Origin of the sequence: Micromonospora auratinigra (genome assembly GCF_900089595.1) — a bacterium.
GTDB classification, from domain to species: Bacteria; Actinomycetota; Actinomycetes; order Mycobacteriales; family Micromonosporaceae; genus Micromonospora; species Micromonospora auratinigra.
The window spans coordinates 188,089-207,043 of record NZ_LT594323.1; the positions used below are offsets into that span (position 1 = coordinate 188,089).

The window sequence follows — 18,955 nt, forward strand, 5'->3', positions numbered from 1 at the left end:
ACGGAACCCGACCGGGCGCTGGCAGCCGGGTAAAATCCAGCAGGCGACGTGCGGGGCGAACGGGGAGGTGCGCCGGATGGCCGACGAGGTCGAGGGCTGGGGTCTGGAGCAGGCACTCGAAGCGCTGCGGGCGGATCTGACCCGGGCCGGTGCGGCGAGCGGCGACGACATGAAGTTCCCGATCACCTCGGTGACGGTCGAGCTGAAGGTGGTCGCCTCCCGCAACAAGAGCGGCAAGGCCGGGTTCAAGGTCCCGTTCATCGAGACGCAGCTGGGTGGCGAGGTGGGCCGGCGCGACGAGGCGACCAGCACCCTCACCCTGGTGCTCGGCTCACCGGTGGACGCCGCCGGAAACCAGGTGCGCATCGGTGAGGCGGCCGACCGGCTCAAGCGCTGAGCCCCGTACGCCAAGGGGTGACCTTGCGCGCAGCGGACCGTGTCCTCGCCCTGGCGGCCGACCGTGGCCAGGGACACGAGCAGGGCAGATACTGCTACGGCTCCGGCTTCCTGGTGTCCGGCCGTACCGTGCTCACCTGTGCGCACGTGGTGGCGGGTGCCCAGGTCGTGCTGCTCGACGACGCCCGGGGCAACCAGTACACCGGGCGAGTGGTCGGGCTCGGAAATCCCGCCCACCCCGGTGACTCCGACCGACCGGACCTCGCGCTGGTCGAGGTGGACGCACCGGAGCTGGACGCGCCGCCGTTCCCGCTCGGCGAGATCGACCGGAGCAGCCCCGGGACGCTGGACCCGGTCCGCGCCTTCGGCTGGCCCCGTTTCATGGAACTCGAGGGTGCCCGGGGCGGGCGCAGCGTCTTCTCGGCCACCGGCGTGACGAACGTGCTGAGCCGGTTCCGCGACGGCCTGCTGCGCATCGACGTCAACGGGAGCCCGCCGGCCCCGGACGGGCACGACTCGCCGTGGGAGGGCTTCTCCGGGGCGCCGGTCATCGTCGACGGTCGACTGGTCGGGGTCGTGACGATCCACGGCACACCCGAGGGTCCCACCGCCCTCACCGCCATCCCGCTCACCCTCGTGGAGGCGGTACCGGGCCAGCCGCGCTGGGGCCGCGGCGTCGACGATCCGGACGCCTGGTGGGCCGCGCTCGGGCTGCGTCACCCGGGCGACCTCGACATCGTCCGACCCGGGCCGAAGCTGCCGCTCTGCCTCGCGCACCACCAGACCGTCATCGGCTCGCTGCGCGGCTACCGGTCGAACCTGCTCAACGAGATCGTCCCCTACGTGCCCCCGTCGAAGGGCGAGGCCTGGCATCCCGACAACCTCTGGAAGGAACTGGCGTCGGCGGACGGACCCGGCACGGTGCTGCTGACCGGGCACGGCGGCATCGGCAAGACCCGGACCCTGATGGAGGTGGCTAAGCGCGCGGTCGACGACGGCTGGACCGTGCTGCACGTCCGGCACGGCAACGCCGCCCCGGCCGCCGAGTTCCTGGCCACCTTCATCCAGGACTCCTTCTCGCCCGTGCTGGTGGTGATCGACTACCTCAACCTGAGCCTGGAGAAGGACCTCGACCTGCCGCAGTTGACGTCCCTGGTGCAGCAGAACCGGCAGGGTGCCCGCCCGCACGCCGCGGTCCTCGCCAGCGCCCGTACGGGGTGGCTGCTGTCCGGGACGCACGCCCGCGACGTGGCCGACTTCACCCAGGTGCAGATCGTTCCCACGGCGGCCGACCTGGGCCGGATCTGCGAGTCACTGGCCGTCACCGCGGCGCCCGAGGCGGAGCGGCGGCTGACCCGACCCGTCCTGCTGTCGTACACCGGGGTGAACCGCCCGATCCTGTCCCTGCTCGTCGCCCGGGAGATCGAGGCGCGCGTCGCCCGGGAGGCCCCGCCGCTGCCGTACGCGTCCATGGACGCGCAGGACCTGGGGCGGTGGCTGGAGATCCGACTGGACGAGGACCGGCTGTTCCCGGGGGTGAACCTGGTCGCGGGCCCGTGGACCGCCGACGTCGACCCGCACATCGAAGCCGCGGCGGCCGTCTTCCTCGCCGCGCCGTGCGACCGGGAGGGGCTGCTCGACGTCGCCGCGAGCCTCCTGGACCGGCCGTCCTCGCCCGCTCACATCGTGCGGCTGCTGGTCGACATGGGCTGGCTCGCCGAGTACAACGGGATCTGCGAGACGGTCCACGACATCGTCACCGACTTCCTGCTCGGCAGCGTGCTGTTCTGGCGCTCGACCGGCGAGCTGCGACCGTTGATAGCCGGCCGGCTGCTCGACGCGGCCGGACGCCGGCTCACCACCCTGGAGCACGCCGCCGTCGCGCTGAGCCGCCTGCTCGACGAACTCGAATCGGACGGGCGGGACGCCGGCAGCCTGCGGCGGGAGATCAACGACTGGTTCGAGAGCAACCTGGCCTCGGTCGCCGCGCTGCTGCTCGCCGACCCCGCCGCCGGCAGCCGCGCGGCGGCGACCATCCTGCGCAGTCACATCCTGGGCGACGGCGTCGAACGCTATTGGGCCGGGCTCTTCGCACCCGTGCTGACCGCCCTGGGACCGCGGATCGAGGCGTACCCGTTGCTGATGGCCGCGGTGCGGGAGATCCCGCCGACCGACCGTGAGCTGTCGACGGCGCTGGTGGACCAGGCGCTGTCCTGGCTGACCGGACGCAACCTGGCCGGGATCGACCAGCTCCTGCGCTTCCTGCTCCGCCGCGACCTCACCCGTGCGCAGACCCGGACGGCCATCCGGCTGGGCACCGCCTGGCTCGACCGGCACTTCGCGCACCTCAGCTCGGACTTCCTGCTCAACTCCCTGCTCGCCACGAGGGGCCTGCCCCAGGCCGAGCTGTGGCACCTCGCCGGGCTCGGCCTCGGCTGGCTGCGGGAGCACGGTACGCAGAGTCAGGCGTCCTTCCTGCTCGTCACCATGCTGCGGCAGGGCAACCTGCCTCCGGACGTGGTGCCGGCGCTCGCCCGGTGCGCCGCCGAGTGGATGCGGCGACACGGTGGCCAGGAGGTCGCCAGCTTCGTCATCCCCCCACTGCTCGGCCGCCACGACCTGCCCGGCGACGTCCTCGCCGCCGCCCTCGCCGGGGCGGAGGCCTGGCTGGCCGAGCACGGCGAGGTGCTGCACGCCAGCTTCGTGCTGCGGGCCCTGTTGACCTGTCCGAACCTGCCGTCTCCCGTGCGCCGCGCCGTGCTCGACCGCTCCCGCAACTGGCTCGGCCGGCACGCCGATACGCCGGAAGCGAGCTACCTGCTCCCCGTCCTGCTCGTGCGGCCCACCGACCTGCCCGAGGTGGTGGTGCCGGCCGCCGACGGGTGGCTGCGGCGGCACGGGGACAGCGCCGACGCGGCCTTCGTGCTGCACGGCCTGTGGCGGGCCGACGACCTCCCCGAGGACGTGCGCCGGCGGACGTACGAGGTCACCAACAGGTGGCTCGCCGCGCGGGCGACCATGCCGGAGGCCCGGAACCTGCTCCAGGTCCTGCTGCAGGACGAGGTGCCGGAGCCGGTCCGGCGGATGGCGTACGAGGCGGCGGAGGGGTGGTTGGCCGGCAACGGCACCACTGTGGAGGCCACCTTCCTGATCCAGGTCCTGCTCCAGGTCGAGGAGGCGCCGGAATCGGTCCGGCGGATGGCGTACGAGGCGGCGGAGAGGTGGTTGATCGCCAACGGCACCACTGTGGAGGCCACCTTCCTGCTCCAGGTCCTGCTGCAGGTCCGCCCACTGCCGGAGCCGGTCCGGGAGCCGATCCACCGCGCGGTACGGGACTGGTTGGCGGTGCACGCCACCGCCCTGGTGGAGGCGAACCACCTGCTCCAGGTGCTCATCGCCCAGCGGGACGGCCTGCCGGAGGCGGTGCGGGAGGTGACGTACGCGGCGGTGCGGCGGTGGCTGGGCCGGCACCGGAAGTCGCCGACCGCCCGGTTCCTGCTCGAGGCGTTGCTCGGGACCACCGACCTGCCGGACGAGGTCCGGCAGTCGACGTTCGACACGGTGCAGCAGTGGCTGGCCCGCCACGGCGGCATACTGGAGGCGAACCATCTGCTCCAGAAGCTGCTGCACCACGGCGGCCTGCCGGAGTCGCTGCCGGAGCTCACCGACGACGCAGCGGTGCGCTGGTTGGCGGCCAACGGGACCGTACCGGAGGCCAAATTCCTGCTCCAGGTGCTGCTGCGCCGGCATCCGCTCCCCGAGTCGCTGCGCGACCCGGTCCTGACCGCGGCGCTCGGCTGGTTGGAGCGCCACTTCAGCACCTCGGCGGCCAGCTTCCCCTACTTCAACCTGGAGCGGCGCACGGACCTGCCGGCACGGCTCCGGCATCGGCTGATCCGGCTCGTCCTGCGCTGGACGTCCCTGCCGGAGAACCGCGTCCGCCTCCGACCGACCCTGTACCGGCTGCTCCACGAGGAGGGTCTCCCTGCGGAATGCAGGCAGGAAGTGCTGACCGCGGCGGTGGAGTGGCTGACGGACAATGCCGGGACCCGCCGAGCGGGCGAGATCATCCCCGCCGTCCTGCAGGCCGGTGACCTGCCACCGCAGTTGCGCCCGGCCGCCCTGGCAGCGACCCGTGCCTGGCTCACCGGCAGAGGGAACAGCCAGGTCATCTCGGTGGTCAGGGCGCTGTTCGCCGAGGAATGGGCGGACGACCCGGCAGCCCAGTCCACAGTCGCCGAGCACGTGCACCGCGTCGCCGACCGTGGCGACCAGGCGAGCAGCCGGTTCGAACTGCGTACCCTGCTGGATCAGCCGGCGCTGTCCCCGCCCCTGCGCGCCGTCACCCTGCTGGCGGTGCGGCGTTGGCTGGAGCGGCACGGCAACCAGCCCCAGGCGGCGCTGGTGCTGGTCGGCCTGCTCCAGCGCACCGACCTGACCCCGGCCGAGTACGCCTGGCTGGAGCCGGTGTGCCGGGACTGGCTCGACGAGTGCGGGGGGCAGGACCGCGCCGGGGACGTCCTGCGCCTGCTCCTGCAACGCTCCTCCGCGCTGACCCCGCAGGGCCGGGCGGGGGTGGCCGCGCGGGCGACGGCGTGGCTGGCCGAGCCGGGCGCGCAGGAGGCGCACGCCGACACGGCGGCGGCCCTGCGTACCCTGCTGGCCGTCGCCGGCGACTGACGCCCGGTCAGGACGCCGTCCCGCGGGTCAGCGCCGCGCCCTTGCGGCGCTGCTTGGCCCGGTAGAGCGCCCGGTCCGCGGCGTGGGTCAGCGCCTCCACGGTGTCCCCGTCGGCCGGGGCGGTCGCGGCGCCGATGCTGACGCCGGCGATCGGGCGGAGCGCCGCCTCGATCCGGTCGGCCACCGCGTGGGCGGCCTCCCGGTCGGCGCCGCCGAGCACGACGACGAACTCGTCCCCACCGATGCGGGCGATGGCGTCCCCGGGGCGCAGCGCCTGCTGGGCCGAGGTCACCACCCGGCGCAGCAACTCGTCCCCGGCGGCGTGCCCGTACCGGTCGTTGACCAGCTTGAAGTCGTCCAGGTCCAGGCAGAGCAGGGAGGGGCCCGGGCGGCAGCCGGCCCGGACCAGGTGTCGGGTGAACTCGGCCAGGCCGCGCCGGTTCAGCGCCCCGGTGAGCGGGTCCGACGAGGCCAGCGCGCGCAGCTGGGCGCGCTGCCGGGCCAGGATCCGGCTCTGCGTGGCGCAGACCGAGACGAGGACCAGCATGCCGGCCACGTACACGAAGACGTGCCCGGGCGGCGCGGAGCGGCCGGTGACCGCGACCAGCAGGTAGGAGCCGAGGGTGAGGGCCTCCAGCCCGAGCATCAGGCGCAGCCCCGGGGTGTAGCTGGCGACGAAGACGGCGGTGGTCACGAACCCCAGGGCGGCCGGGGAGGCCACCCCGCCGTCCCAGTGCGCGCCGAGCGCCGCGACACCCAGGGTGACCAGCAGCAGGGTGAACGAGACCCGGTAACCGGAGGCCTTGGTGGTCACCCTGGTCCCGGCCCAGCCGCCGAGTGCGCCGCAGAGCAGACCACAGGTGTACGCCGCCAGCATCGCGCCCCGGTGCGGCTGGGAGAGCGTGAGCAGGCAGTAGGTCACCGCGACGCCGTGCGAGACGACGTGCAGGACGGCGCTGAACACCGTCCTGCGGCGGCGCTCGTTCACCCCGATGTCCACCGCATTCACCGCACCCCGACGAGGCACCCCTCCAGCCGAGATTCAATGGTGTGGAACAGGTCACAGTCAAGCCCCCGGGCGTGATCGTCACCCACCGGTGCCCGAGGTTGACCGACCGTGCCCGACCTGCCTCAACTCTGCTGGTAGTTGACCGCCGCCACGCCGCAGGACGCGTGCAGGTGGAGATAGTAGGCACCCTCACCGAGATCGTCGAGGTCCGCGCCACCGACCATCCCGACGTGGTCCATCGGCTCGTCACAGGTCGGGCAGGAGGGGTGCTCGGCGTCCTGGATCCACTGGGGATGCCCGCCCAGGGTCGATCCGCCCCGGCTCCAGGCGTCCGCCTGGTACGGCGTCGCGCGGGGCGGTCCGGGCACCGCGCTCACCGCGGGCGGATCCTCGGTCCAGCGGGGGAGGTGGCCCGGCGGGACGTTCCGCGTCGACCAGGTCGCGCCGCCGTCCGGCGTGACCTCCGTGAAGAGCGTGGTGTAGCAGGAGCACAGGTGGCAGGTGGTGAGCCGGAGCCGCCCGCGCCAGCCGGTGTGCGCCAGTGCCGCCGCGACCCGCGGGTCGGCGGTGTCCAGGTCGACGACCGGCCATAGGGGCGACCCGCACCAGGGGCAGCCGGCCGGATCCGCCACCGCCGCCGAGAACTCCAGTCGGTAGGCGACCGGGCCGCACAGCTCCCGACTTCCACCGTCCCGGCCCAGCGCCCAGCCGCCCTGCAGCGCGTACGCCAGCGCGCCGATGTGCAGCCGGGACGCCCCGGGCGGCGGGGTGCCGTCCCAGCGCCGCAGGGCCGCCTCGGCCAGCGGGTCGCGGGTGTGCGCCAGGATCAGCAGCAGCCGATCGAGCTGCTCCGCGTACCGGCCGCTCTCCACCCGCTCGACGAGCCGTCGCACCACGTCCGCGCCGGCCGCCCGGTACAACGTCGGCGGCCACAGCACCTCCAGCTCGATCAGCTGGTCCAGATGCGGGGCGAGCCGGTCCGGTCCGGCCGCCGCGACCCGCTCCAACTCCTCCAGCGCGCCGGGCTCCTCGCGTGCGGCGGCCCGTACCAGCTCGTCGATCATGGCGGCGATGGTAGCGGTGCCCCCCCGACCCGACCGCCGGCCGACGCGGACCGGGCCGCCCGCCGGTCGCTGCCGGCGGGCGGCCCGGGTCGTACCGGGTCGGGCGACGCGGGCGCCCGGGTCAGGCCACCGAGGCGGGGAAGCGGTCCCACACCCGGTGCGCCGCCATCAGCCGCTGCACCGCGTCGAGCACCTCGCTGCCGGAGTCCCCGGTCACCACGCCGGGCGTCCCGGCCACCCCGGTCCGCTCCAGCACCGCGACACCGGGCCCCCAGCCGCCGATCGCCTTCGCGTGCCGCCAGGCCTCCTCGACCAGCAGCAGCACCCGCGGGTCGACGGTCCGGTCGCCGGTCGCCCCGGCCTTGGCGTCGCGGGCCGGCAGCGCGTCCGGGGCCGGGGCCGGCGCGCCGGCCAGCAGCAGCGCGTCGAACTCCACGGACCGGGCGGTGGCGAAGGTCCGCTGCACCTCGGTGCCACGCACCGTGCCGCCGTGCGGGGCGATCAGCAGCGGCACCATGCCGGCCCCGAAGACCGCCAGCCGCACCTCGGCGACGTCCGCCAGGTCGGCGTCCGGGTCCACCACGATGCCGACCGTCCGGCCGTCGGCCGGCCACTCCCGGCCCACCTGGGACAGGGCCGGGCTGGGCGCGACGTCGGCGAGCGGCCCGGACGGCTGCGGGGCGGGCAGGCCCAGCCCGGTCGCCACCTCGGCGCAGAGCACCGGGTCGATGTCGGCCAGGGCGCGCAGCTGACGTTCCCGGATCTCCTGCCGGTAGCACTTGGCCAGCTCGAAGGTGTAGGCGCGGATGATGTGCTCCTTCTCCACCGGCGACATGCTCAGCCAGAACAGCCGCGCCTGGCTGTAGTGGTCGTCGAAGGAGGCCGGGTTCGCCCGTACCTTCGGCGCCTCACTGACGGTGACCGGTACGTCGACGAACGCGTGCTCGGCGTCGCCGGCCGGGAAGGGGTTGCCCCCGTCGAGCGAGTTCGGCCGGTACGGCGCGACCCCGGCGTGCACGGCGTCCTGGTGGAAACCGTCGCGGAGCATGTCGTTGACGGGCGCGTGCGGCCGGTTGATCGGGATCTGGTGGAAGTTCGGCCCGGCCAGCCGGGTCAGCTGGGTGTCCAGGTAGGAGAAGAGCCGGCCCTGGAACAGCGGGTCGTTGGTGACGTCGATGCCCGGCGGCAGGTGCCCGAGGTGGAAGGCGACCTGCTCGACCTCGGCGAAGAAGTTCGTCGGCGTCCGGTTCAGCACCAGCTTCCCGATCGCCTGCACCGGGGCCAGCTCCTCCGGCACGATCTTCGTCGGGTCCAGCAGGTCGATCCCGGCGAAGGTCTCCTCCGGGGTGTCCGGGAAGACCTGGATGCCCAGCTCCCACTCCGGGTACGCGCCGGCCTCGATCGCGTCGTAGAGGTCCCGACGGTGGAAGTCCGGGTCGATGCCGTTGAGCAGCTGCGCCTCCTCCCAGGTCAGCGAGTGCACGCCGAGCTTCGGCTTCCAGTGGAACTTGACCAGCGCCGTCTCCCCGGCCTCGTTCAGCATCCGGAAGGTGTGGACGCCGAAGCCCTCCATCGTCCGGTACGAGCGCGGGATGCCCCGGTCGGACATGTTCCAGATGGTGTGGTGCTGCGCCTCGGTGTGCAGGGAGACGAAGTCCCAGAAGGTGTCGTGCGCGCTCTGTGCCTGCGGGATCTCCCGGTCCGGGTGCGGCTTGGCGGCGTGGATGATGTCCGGGAACTTGATCGCGTCCTGGATGAAGAAGACCGGCATGTTGTTGCCGACCAGGTCGAAGGTGCCCTCGTCGGTGTAGAACTTGGTCGCGAAGCCGCGGGTGTCGCGGACCGTGTCGGCCGAGCCGCGCGAGCCGAGCACGGTGGAGAAGCGGACGAAGACCGGGGTTTCCTTCCCCTTCTTCAGGAAGCCGGCCCGGGTCACCCGCTCCGCCGTGCCGTACGCGGTGAAGACGCCGTGTGCCCCGGCGCCGCGCGCGTGCACCACCCGCTCGGGGATGCGCTCGTGGTCGAAGTGGGTGATCTTCTCCCGGAAGTGGTGGTCCTGGAGCAGGATCGGGCCGCGCGGCCCCGCCTTGAGCGAGTGGTCGGTGTCGCGCAGCCGGGCCCCCTGCGCGGTGGTGAGGTAGGCACCCTGCTGACCGTTGGCGGTCGCCGGCGCGCCGGTCTCCGCGCCGGTCGGGGTACGGGTCTCCGGGGCGCCCTGTTCCTTCTTCGGCGGCAGCGGGTCGCGCGGGGTGGTGGGTTCCTCGATGCTCGGCGGGGCGCTGCCGGGGGCGCCGGGCACCTCGGGGGTGAGCACGTCGGTCACCTTCTCGGCGGCCGTCTCGACGGCGGCCTTGACGGCTCTGGCGGGGTTGTTGCGGGTCATCTGGGCGGGTCCCTCCGGTTGGTGCCGAATGCGCAGACCCTTGCGCCCTACCCCCGCCCTCACCAGGCAAACCGGACCTAACAGGTCAACTTCGCCCGATCAGTGCGGCACCGACACCGCCGTGACGATCAGACCCCGGTCGACCAACCAGCGACCCCGCAGCTCGGTCAGCGGCGGCCCGCCGTCGCCCCGGGTGCCGTCGACCAGCACCCGGGCGCCGAACCCGCCCCCCGGCTCGAGGGACAGCTCGGCGTCCTCGAAGCCCAGCCAGCGGCCGGTCAACGGGTACCACGCCTTGTAGACCGACTCCTTGGCGCTGAACAGCACCCGGCCCCAGTGCACGGCCGGGTGGTCACGGTCGAGGCGGGCCAGCAGCCCCGGCTCGCCGGCCACCGTCACCGTCCCGGCGACGCCGTCGGGCAGCGCCTCGTGCGGTTCCGCGTCGATGCCGAGGCCGGCCAGCTCGGTGCGGCGGGCCACCGCCGCCGCCCGGTAGCCGGCGCAGTGGGTGATGCTGCCGACCACGCCCGCCGGCCACACCGGTTCCCGGCGGGGGCCGGAGCGGATCGGGGCCGCCGGGTGACCGAGCCGGCCCAGGGCCTCCCGGGCGCAACGGCGGGCCGTGACGAACTCCCGGCGGCGGGACTCCACCGCCCGGGCGACCAGGTCCTCCTCACCGGGGTACGGCGCCTCGTCGGGCCGGTCGTCGTACGCGTGCACGGTCACCACCTGCGGCGGGAGCAGCGCCTCGATCACCGGGCACCGTCCAGGACGCGGCGCATCGGCCGGGGCTCGTCACCGCGCCGCCGCCATTCGCGCGGGTAGCCCAGCGACACCTCCTCGAAGCGCACCCCGTCGTACTCGGTGGTGCGCGGGATGTGCAGGTGACCGTAGACCGCCACCACGGCCCGGTGGCGCAGGTGCCAGTCGGCGGTGCGTTCGGTGCCGCACCACTGGGCGAACTCCGGGTACCAGAGGATCTCGGTGGGCTGGCGTACCAGCGGCCAGTGGCTGACCAGCACGGTGGGCAGCGCCGGGTCGACGGCGGCCAGCCGCCGTTCGGTCTCCGCCAGCCGGGCCCAGCACCAGGACTCCCGGTCCGGGTACGGGTCCGGGTGCAGCAGCGCCTCGTCGGTGCAGACCACCCCCACCTCGTACGCGCGGCGCAGCGACTCGGCCTTGGTGTCGGTGCCGGGCGCGCGGAACGAGTAGTCGTAGAGCTGGAACAGCGGGGCCACCGCCACCGGCCCGTCCGCGCCCGGGAAGACCGGATAGTCGTCCTCGGGGGTCAGCACGCCGATCTCCCGGCACATCGCCACCAGCGCGTCGTACCGGGCCCGGCCGCGCAGCGTCACCGGGTCCGACGGGTGGGTCCACAGCTCGTGGTTGCCCGGTGCCCAGAGCACCCGGGCGAACCGGTCGCGCAGCTGCCGCAGGGTCTGTTCGACCGTGCCGAAGACCTCCGCCACGTCACCGGCCACGATCAGCCAGTCGTCCGGCGACTCCGGCCGCAGGCCGTCCACCACCCGGCGGTTCTCCTCGTACGACACGTGCAGATCACTGACCGCCCACAGCGCACCCGTCACCCGGAAGATCCTGCCACCGTCCGGTGGTGGCTGGATAGCTCGTGGGCGATGGGCCAGAATGAGGGCCATCGGTGTCGCGACCCCGGCGGCGGACAGGGCCGTGCGGGATGAAACGTCGACTCTTCACGGAAGGGGCGACGGATGCACCCGATGCTACGTCGACTCGACGACCTCGCCGGCCACCTCGCCACCCGCCCGGACACCCTGGCGCTGCTCGCCCTGGGCTCCGCCGGTGCCGAGCACGACCGCCTCGACGACCACTCCGACCTGGATTTCTTCCTCGTCGTGGCGGACGGCGCGGTCGCCTCGTACGTCGACTCGGTCGACTGGCTGGCCGCCCCCTGCCCGGTGGCGTACAGCTTCCGCAACGAGCGCAACGGCCGCAAGGCGCGCTACGCCGACGGCGTCTTCGTCGAGTACGCGGTCTTCACCGTCGACGAGCTGACCCGGCTGCCGGTCACCGGCGTCCGGGTGGTGTGGCAGCGCGCCGACGTCCCCGTCGACCTGGCCTCGTGCGCGCCCCCGCCCCGGCCCGCCACCCCGTACGACACCGTCGAGTTCCACCTCAACGAGGCGCTCACCAACCTCTACGTCGGCCTGCACCGCGAGCTGCGCGGGGAGCGGCTCACCGCCACCCGGTTCATCCAGTCGTACGCGGTGGACCGGGTGCTGGCCCTGGTGCGGCTCACCGATCCGGCGGCGGTGGGGCACCGGCGGGACCCGTTCGACCCGAGCCGGCGCGTCGAGCAGGCGTACCCGCCGCCGGTGCTGCCGCTGGCCGCGATGGTCCCCGGCTACGACCGGAACGTGGCGGCGGCCCGGACGACCCTCGACTGGCTGGCCGCCCGCTTCCCGGTCGACCCGGCCATCGCCGACCCGATCCGGGCGCTGCTGGGCGCGGCTGAGCGGTCAGGGCGCTGACGGCCGGCGCGCCTGATGTCGGCTCTCCGCCGACGAACTTGACGGTACAGACGATTCGTCCGTCGAGGGGTCGGCGGACGTCGTCCCCGAGCCCTCCCGCAATGAATCGTCCACGTCATCAAGTTCGTAGGCGGCGGAAGGCACATCCGCGCCCGCAGCGCCGCCGTCGCTGCGGGCCCCGCTCGAACCGGGCCCGTCAGGTGCCGAGCCGGTCGGCGAACTCGTCGGTGGCGCGGCGCAGCTCCCGGGCGATGCCCGGCTCGGCGGCGGAGTGGCCGGCGTCCGGCACCATCCGCAGCTCGGCCTCCGGCCAGCGGGTGGCCAGGTCGTACGCGGAGACCGGCGGGCAGCAGAGGTCGTAGCGGCCCTGCACCAGCACCGCCGGCAGGTGCCGGATCCGGTCCACCCCGTCGAGGAGCTGCGTCTCGCCGTCCAGGAAGCCGCCGTGCCACACGTAGTGGGAGAGGATCCGGGCGATCGGCAGGGCGTGCTCGTCGTCGGTGAAGTGCCCGACCAGCCCGGCGTCGGGCAGCAGCGAGCCGTTCACCGCCTCCCAGCGGCCCCACGCCGCGGCGCAGGCCCGCGCCTCGGCCTCGTCCGGCCCGTGCAGCCGCCGGTGGTACGCGGCCAGCACGTCGTCCCGCTCGGCCACCGGGATCGGCGCGACGAACCGCGCCCACTCCTGGGGTTGCAGGTGCCGCAGGCCGCCCTGGTAGAACCAGTCCCGCTCCAGCCGCCGCATCAGCAGGATGCCGCGCAGGACCAGACCGGTGACCCGGCCCGGGTGGGTCTGCGCGTACGCCAGGCCCAGCGTGGTGCCCCAGGAGCCGCCGAAGACCAGCCAGGAGTCGATGCCGAGCCGGTCGCGGACCACCTCCAGGTCGTCGACCAGGTGCCAGGTGGTGTTGCCGCGCAGGCTGCCGGACGGGGTGCTCCGGCCAGCGCCGCGCTGGTCGAGCAGCACCACCCGGTAGCGGGCCGGGTCGAAGAACCGGCGGGCGGCGGGCACCAGGCCGCCGCCCGGGCCGCCGTGCAGGAAGACCGCAGGTATGCCGTCCGGCCGTCCCACCTCCTCGACGTACAGGCGGTGGCCGTCGCCGACGTCGACGCGGTGCGTCGCGTACGGCTCGACGGGTGGGTAGAGGAACGGCTCGGCGGCGCTCATGCCGCACCATCCTGCCCGCTCGGCCGGCCCGGCGGGGGAGGGCCGGTCAGCAGACGGTGTCGCTGCCGCGGCCGTCCAGCAGCGCGTCGGCGACCCAGCCGTACACCCCGGTGGTGGTGTCCTTGAGGTACGTCCAGGTGTAGGTGGTGATCCCGTTCGCGGTGACCCGGTCGCCACTGGTGTAGCAGTGGAAGTCGACGGAGTGGCTGAGCTGCCCGTAGCCCTTGGAGGGGCAGCTGGTGTGCGGGCCGGAGCGGATGTTGACGTTGCTCGCGTTGAAGAGCTGGCCGTACTGGCCGTCCACGTTGACGTGGTAGTGGTCGCAGCTGGCGCTCGCCGGGGCCGCCGCGACGGCGACCGCCACGCCGGTGAAGCCGACGGCCATGACGACGGCCGTCACGATCGAGGAAAACTTCCGCATGTCGTTCAACCCCCCGAAATCGGAACCGCACTCAGAGTGATCCGAATATTTGCATGCTTCGAGGTTTGCGGCAAGCTCCCATCGCGTCCCGGCAATTGTATCCGTGGGCGATTCGCGGCGGTATCGGTCATCGGGCCGATCCGTACCCGGTGCCGGGAATGGCAGGATCGGCGGTCGTCGTCCACGGGGGAGGATGAATGCCGTCCGTCGTCACGCAACACCCGGGCTCCTGGCTGGTCGCCAGAGGGCTGATCCCGGCCGACCGACCCCAGCGCGTGCTCGCGCTGGCCACCTTCGTCAACATGGTCGGCAGCGGCGTCTTCATGGTCGCCGCGGCGCTCTTCTTCACCCGCTCCGTCGGGCTCCCGGCCGCGCAGGTCGGCCTGGCCCTGGGCGCCGCAGCCGTGGTCGGCCTGCTCGCCGGAGTGCCGGTCGGGCACCTCGCCGACCGGTACGGCCCGCGCGGGATCTACCTGCTGATGCTGGGCGTGCAGGGGGTCGCGATGGCGGCGCTGACGCTCGTCGACTCGTTCTGGCCGCTGGTGGCGGTGCTCTGCGTGGGCGAGCTCGCCCGGTCGGCGGGGGCCGCCGCCCGGGGACCGCTGGTCCGGGCCGTCGGCGGCGCGGGGCTCAGCCGGTACCGCGCCTACCTGCGCTCGGTCGCCAACCTCGCCGGCAGCGCCGCCGCGGTCGCCGCCGGCTTCGCCCTCCAGGCGGACACCCGGGCCGCGTACGTGGCCCTGGTGCTGGGCAACGCCGCCAGCTTCCTGGCGTGCGCCGCGATCATCGCGCGGCTGCCGGCGGTGCGGCCCGTGCCGGCCCCCGGCCGGGAGCCCCGCTGGGCGGCGCTGCGTGACCGGGGGTACGTGACGGTCACCGTGCTCGACGGCATCATGTCGATCCACCACCAGGTGCTGCTCTTCGCCCTGCCGCTGTGGATCGTCGGGCGCACCGACGCACCCCGCTGGCTGGTCGGCCTGGCCGCCCTGGTCAACACCGCGCTGGTGGTGCTGCTCCAGGTGCGCGCCAGCCGGGGCGTCGACGACCCCGCCTCGGCCGGCCGGGCCGTGCGCCGTTCCGGGGTGGCCTTCCTCGCCGGGATGGCGGCCATGGCCGGCGCCGCCGGGCTCCCCGCCCGGCTCGCGGTGGGCCTCATCCTGGTCGGCATCTGCGTGCACACCGTCGGCGAGTTGTGGCACACGGCCGGCTCGCTGGAACTGCGCTTCAGCCTCGCCCCGGCGCACGCCCAGGGCCAGTACTCGGGCCTGTTCGGGCTCGGCAGCGGGCTGGCGAACGTCCTGGCACCGTCGGTGCTGGCGCTCTGCTGCGTCAGCTGGGGCGTACCCGGTTGGTTGCTGCTCGGCGGGGTCTTCCTCGCGGTGGGCCTGGCCGTGCCGGCGGTGACCCGGTGGGCGCAGCGGACCGGCCCGGGCAGCCGTACCGAGCCGGAACTGGTCGGCGGCGCGGCCTGACGCCACCCACCCGCAGGGGCACCGCTGACCCGGTCGCCCTACCTGCGGGCCACGCTCCAGGTGGACGCGCCACTGCCGCTGGACGACCTGCCGCCCGCCCCGGAACGGCCGGGCGCCACGGTGCCCGTCGACGCGCGGCGGGCCGTCACGGTGCTCACCCGGGAGCTGGACGCGCTGCTCGCGCCGTTGACCGGGCAGCTCGAGGCCGGCGTGCCGGCCGGTTCCTGACCGGCGCCCCGGGATCGCCGGGGCGCCGGTGCGGGTTTGTCAGGCGTGGCTGGTGACCCCGGCGACCGGGCCGTCGGCCGGCTCGCCGGTGGACTCCGACTCCGGGCCGGTACGCGGCGCCGGGGTGCGGACCGCGAAGGCGTTGAAGCTGGACCCCTGCAGCGACGCCCGCTCCGGGACGGCCTCCAGGACCGGCCGGTCCGCGGCGGCCGGCACGGCCGGACGCTCGGCGGAGGCGGGCACGACGGGCCGGTCCGCGGCGGCGGGCAGCGCCGGCTCGTCCAGCGTCCGGGCCGACAGCGTCGGGTACTCGGCGGTCTCCCCGCCGCCGGCCGCGGCCGCCATGACCGCCGCGGCGGCCAGGTCCGCGACCCGCTTCGCCTCGCGCTGCACCCGGGCCCGGGTCTCCTTGGCGTGCTGCTCGGCGAGGTCCGCCGCCCGGCGCGCCTCGTCCAGCCGCTTCGTCTCGGTGGCCAGGTCGCGGCGCACCTCGACCAGGCGCTCCTCCAGCGCCGCGCCCTGCTCCTCGACCGCCCCGATCTCCTGCCGGGTCCGGTCCAGCTCCCGGGCCACGGTCGCCAGCTCGGCCTGGAGCTTCGTCAGCGTCTCCTGGCGCTGCTGGATCTCCTGCTGCACCGTGGCGAGCTGCTCCTGGTGCGCCGCGGTCTCCTCGTCGGCCCGCTCGCGTACCTCGGTGGCGTACTCCTGGGCCTCGGCGACCAGGGCGGCGATGTCCCGTTCGGCGGCGCTGGCCCGGTCGGCCAGCTCCTGCTCGGCGGCGGCCCGCCGCTCGTCCAGCTCGCGGGCCATGGTGGCCTGCCACTGGGCCAGCTCCTGCTGGGCCTTGCTCCGGTTCGCCTGCACCTCCTGCTGGATCTGGGTGCGGGCGGCCTTCACCAGCGCCTCGGACGCCGACCGGGCCTGCTCGACCTGCTGCGCGCTCTGCTCGGCGGTCCGCTTCGCCTCCTGCTGCGCCCGGTCGTGGGCGGCCTGCCCCTCCGCGCGCAGCTTCTCCGCCAGCTCGCGGATCGCGGTCAGCTCGGCCTGCGCCGCGGTGCGCCGCTCCTCGTCCATCCGCTCCGCCTCGGTACGCCGGGTGGAGAGCTCCTCGTCCAACTCGCGCCGCTCCCGGGCGGCCTCCTCCTGGGCCGAGGCGAGCACCCGCTCGGCCTGGGCCTGGAGATCGGCGGCCCGCTTGCCGGCCGCCTCGCTGATCTGGCCGGCCTGCTTCTCGGCCAGGTCGAGGATCTGGTCGACCATCGGGCCGAGGTCCCGGAAGGACGCCCGGTCCACCTGCGCCGGCGGCCGCTGCCGCAGCTCGGCCGACTCGGCCTGGACCCGCTGCAACTGCGCGGCCAGCTCGCGGGCCTGCGCGTACGCCCGGTCCCGGTCCGCCGTCACCCCGGACAGCTCGCCGTCCAGCTGCTCGACGTACCGGTCGACCTGGCGTTTGTCGTAGCCACGCAACGCCGTCTCGAACCTCGGTCGCCCGGACCCGTCGTCGTGGGGTGCGAACGGATCGTCGCCGTTGGACATTCGCCATCCTCCGTCGGTTCGCCAGCGCCAGGCCGGCGGATGACCGGCCCCGAAGGGCATGATGAGGCGCTACGGTACCGCCGTCGGCGCTCGACTCCCAGCCCCACCCCGGTCCTCGTGCGGACCGGACCGGCCGCCGACCGGCCCCGATCAGGCCGGGAAGTGCGGGTTTCCAGCCGTCAGCCGGACGGTGAAACCGTCCGTGTCCCGGTGCGTGGCCACATGGTTGCAGGACTGGTGGCTGATCCACAGCCCCAGACCGCCGGCGGAGCCGTCCCCCGCCGGTAGCAGGCCGGCGAACGGGTCCTTCGGGCCGACGCCCTCGTCGTGCACGGTCGCCACGATCCGGTCCGGGCCGCTCCACAGCCGCAGCCGGGCGGGGCGCCGGCCGTGCCGCAGCGCGTTGGTCACCACCTCGCTGACCGCGACCATCAGGTCCTCGACGTCCTCGGTGGGCAACTGGCCCCGGTCGGCGGCCTGCACGGCGGCGCGGGCCACCGCCGGGCTCGGGTCGGTCAGCTCCACCAGCGGCGCGGCGCGCTGCACCGGATCGAGCAGCATCGGCCGGTTCTCGCTCAGGTAGGCGGTCGGCTCGGTGTAGTCCCCGGTGGGCCGGTGGCTGCCGTCCGGCCCGGCCACCCGGGGATGGGTCCGCGCCACGTCCGCCAGCACGTGGGCCGGGGCGGCGCGGGTGTCGTACGCGCACATGCTCCACAACGGGAAGTCGTCGTACGCGTGGTTGATGGCCGACTCGTACCGGGCCCACCAGTCCCAGGTGGCGCCGAAGGCGGCGACCGGCAGCTCGCCCACGATCCGGATCTGCGCCGCGCCCTCGGCGACGTACCCGGCCAGCAGCTTCCGGTAGGACCGGATCGCGGCCGTCGGACGCGCGTAGACGTCCCCGCCGGGCAGGAACGTCACCCCGGAGCCGGCGGGCAGCGCCCGGCGGACCAGGTCGGCGTTGCGGGCGCCGAGGCCCACCACCGTCGGCTCGCCCGCCGCCAGCCCGCCGCGCAGGAACGGCAGCACCACGGCGAGCAGGTGCTCGTCGGAGTCGTAACAGATCGCCTCGTGGTAGTAGCCGACGTGGCCGGCGGCGGCCCCGGTCCTCACCGGACCACCTCGACCTGGACGTCGGTCAGGTCCAGCAGCTCCACCAGCCGGGCGGGGGCGGACCCGGAGGCGCGCAGCACGGCGGTGGCGCCGTACCGGCGGGCGTGGTCGCGCAGGTGCAGCAGGCTGCGGTGGTCGATGAAGCGCAACCCGGTCGCGTCGAGGACGAGCCGGCCGTCGACCGGTCGCGGGTCGGCGCGGTCCAGCGCGGCGGCGAAGAGCCGGTGGTTGGACGGGTCCAGCTCACCGCCGAGCGCGACGACCGCCTCGTCGCCGGTGGCGTGCAGCCGGAACAGCACGTCGGCGTCGGTCTCCGGGTGCAGGCAGGCCAGCTCGGCGATCTCCGCGTCGCTGAGCTCCCCCCGCTGGTAGGCGCAGACCGCCGACATCGGCCGGTGGCGCATGTACCGGTCGATCAGGTGCTCGTAGCGGGCGAACGCGTCCCGCTGCGCGGGCGTGCGGACCAGGCTGGTCGCCTCGGCCACCACCCGCAGGCCGGTCCAGCCGGCGGCGAGGGCCTCCTCGGTGGCGGCGGCGTACGCCCGCACCTGCGCCTCCGGACCGACGACCGTGCCCGCCCGGTACATGTCGTCGACCGAGACCAGTCGCAGCGCGCCCCGGCGCAGCGCGTCGTCGCGACCGGTCAGCCGGTCCAGCCGGCGGGCCAGCTCGTCGGGGGTGCCGGGGGCGATCAGGGCGACCCGCTCGCCCGCGGCCAGGCCGGCGGCGAGGTGGGACACGGCGAACGCGTCGAAGGTGGCCGCGTCGCGGTAGGTCAGGCAGACGTGACCGTATGTCGTCGACGGCATGCCGTCGCTGCTGGTCACCAGGTTCGCCTCACACCGTCAGTGTAGGCGCTCCCGGCGGAACGGCCATTCCCGGCGTTTGCCGGGCGTAGGCCGGGACACCTCCGGCGGACCGGTGGGGGCGGCCCCAGCCGGGTGTGCTTCGCTGTCCGTCGGTCGGGACCCGACGACGGGA

15 protein-coding genes are annotated in these 18,955 nt (G+C 74.3%); 5 read left to right on the forward strand and 10 right to left on the reverse strand.

Annotation, left to right across the window (positions count from 1 at the left end):
- Positions 1-76 precede the first annotated feature (76 nt).
- On the forward strand, positions 77-397 hold the full coding sequence (locus tag GA0070611_RS00975; protein WP_091655880.1) for a trypco2 family protein: 321 nt from the start codon (positions 77-79) through the stop codon (positions 395-397).
- A gap of 23 nt (positions 398-420) precedes the next feature.
- Positions 421-5,076, forward strand: a complete 4,656-nt coding sequence (locus GA0070611_RS31255) for a serine protease (protein WP_167604388.1) — start codon at positions 421-423, stop codon at positions 5,074-5,076.
- A gap of 7 nt (positions 5,077-5,083) precedes the next feature.
- Here GA0070611_RS31255 and GA0070611_RS00985 read toward each other — a convergent pair whose 3' ends face one another.
- From GA0070611_RS00985 to GA0070611_RS01005, 5 genes are all read right to left on the reverse strand, one after another.
- Positions 5,084-6,076 (reverse strand): GGDEF domain-containing protein, encoded by a 993-nt coding sequence (locus tag GA0070611_RS00985; RefSeq protein WP_091655882.1) that lies wholly within the window; start codon positions 6,074-6,076, stop codon positions 5,084-5,086.
- Between the two features lie 131 nt (positions 6,077-6,207).
- On the reverse strand, positions 6,208-7,149 hold the full coding sequence (locus GA0070611_RS00990; protein WP_091655883.1) for a hypothetical protein: 942 nt from the start codon (positions 7,147-7,149) through the stop codon (positions 6,208-6,210).
- 121 nt (positions 7,150-7,270) lie between these two features.
- Positions 7,271-9,532, reverse strand: coding sequence for a catalase (locus GA0070611_RS00995; protein ID WP_091655884.1), 2,262 nt, complete (start codon positions 9,530-9,532; stop codon positions 7,271-7,273).
- A 99-nt stretch (positions 9,533-9,631) separates the two neighbouring features.
- A complete protein-coding gene (locus GA0070611_RS01000) occupies positions 9,632-10,288 on the reverse strand; it encodes a 4'-phosphopantetheinyl transferase family protein (protein ID WP_091655885.1) in 657 nt (218 codons plus the stop codon).
- A complete protein-coding gene (locus GA0070611_RS01005; RefSeq protein WP_091655886.1) occupies positions 10,285-11,118 on the reverse strand; it encodes a metallophosphoesterase family protein in 834 nt (277 codons plus the stop codon). The genes GA0070611_RS01000 and GA0070611_RS01005 overlap by 4 nt, the downstream gene beginning before the upstream one ends.
- A 141-nt stretch (positions 11,119-11,259) precedes the next feature.
- Between GA0070611_RS01005 and GA0070611_RS01010 the strand changes: the two genes are divergently transcribed.
- Complete coding sequence (locus GA0070611_RS01010) at positions 11,260-12,039, forward strand: hypothetical protein (protein WP_091655887.1); 780 nt, start codon at positions 11,260-11,262, stop codon at positions 12,037-12,039.
- A gap of 196 nt (positions 12,040-12,235) precedes the next feature.
- Here GA0070611_RS01010 and pip read toward each other — a convergent pair whose 3' ends face one another.
- Both pip and GA0070611_RS01020 read right to left on the reverse strand, forming a co-directional pair.
- Positions 12,236-13,204 (reverse strand): prolyl aminopeptidase, encoded by a 969-nt coding sequence (gene pip / locus GA0070611_RS01015; protein WP_091655888.1) that lies wholly within the window; start codon positions 13,202-13,204, stop codon positions 12,236-12,238.
- 46 nt (positions 13,205-13,250) lie between these two features.
- On the reverse strand, positions 13,251-13,625 hold the full coding sequence (locus GA0070611_RS01020; protein WP_091655889.1) for a hypothetical protein: 375 nt from the start codon (positions 13,623-13,625) through the stop codon (positions 13,251-13,253).
- 197 nt (positions 13,626-13,822) lie between these two features.
- On the opposite strand from GA0070611_RS01020, the gene GA0070611_RS01025 reads away from it, so the two are divergent.
- Positions 13,823-15,097 carry an MFS transporter gene (locus GA0070611_RS01025; RefSeq protein WP_091655890.1) on the forward strand — a complete coding sequence of 425 codons (1,275 nt, stop codon included), beginning with the start codon at positions 13,823-13,825 and terminating at the stop codon, positions 15,095-15,097.
- A gap of 60 nt (positions 15,098-15,157) precedes the next feature.
- On the forward strand, positions 15,158-15,325 hold the full coding sequence (locus tag GA0070611_RS30930; RefSeq protein ID WP_157740152.1) for a hypothetical protein: 168 nt from the start codon (positions 15,158-15,160) through the stop codon (positions 15,323-15,325).
- A gap of 39 nt (positions 15,326-15,364) precedes the next feature.
- Here GA0070611_RS30930 and GA0070611_RS01030 read toward each other — a convergent pair whose 3' ends face one another.
- The 3 genes from GA0070611_RS01030 to GA0070611_RS01040 form a co-directional block, all read right to left on the reverse strand.
- Positions 15,365-16,861: a hypothetical protein gene (locus tag GA0070611_RS01030; protein WP_091655891.1), complete on the reverse strand. Its 1,497-nt coding sequence runs from the start codon at positions 16,859-16,861 to the stop codon at positions 15,365-15,367.
- Positions 16,862-17,011: 150 nt separating this feature from the next.
- Complete coding sequence (locus GA0070611_RS01035; protein ID WP_091655892.1) at positions 17,012-17,974, reverse strand: sensor histidine kinase; 963 nt, start codon at positions 17,972-17,974, stop codon at positions 17,012-17,014.
- Positions 17,971-18,801 carry an MEDS domain-containing protein gene (locus GA0070611_RS01040; protein ID WP_231921287.1) on the reverse strand — a complete coding sequence of 277 codons (831 nt, stop codon included), beginning with the start codon at positions 18,799-18,801 and terminating at the stop codon, positions 17,971-17,973. The genes GA0070611_RS01035 and GA0070611_RS01040 overlap by 4 nt, the downstream gene beginning before the upstream one ends.
- Positions 18,802-18,955: the final 154 nt, after the last annotated feature.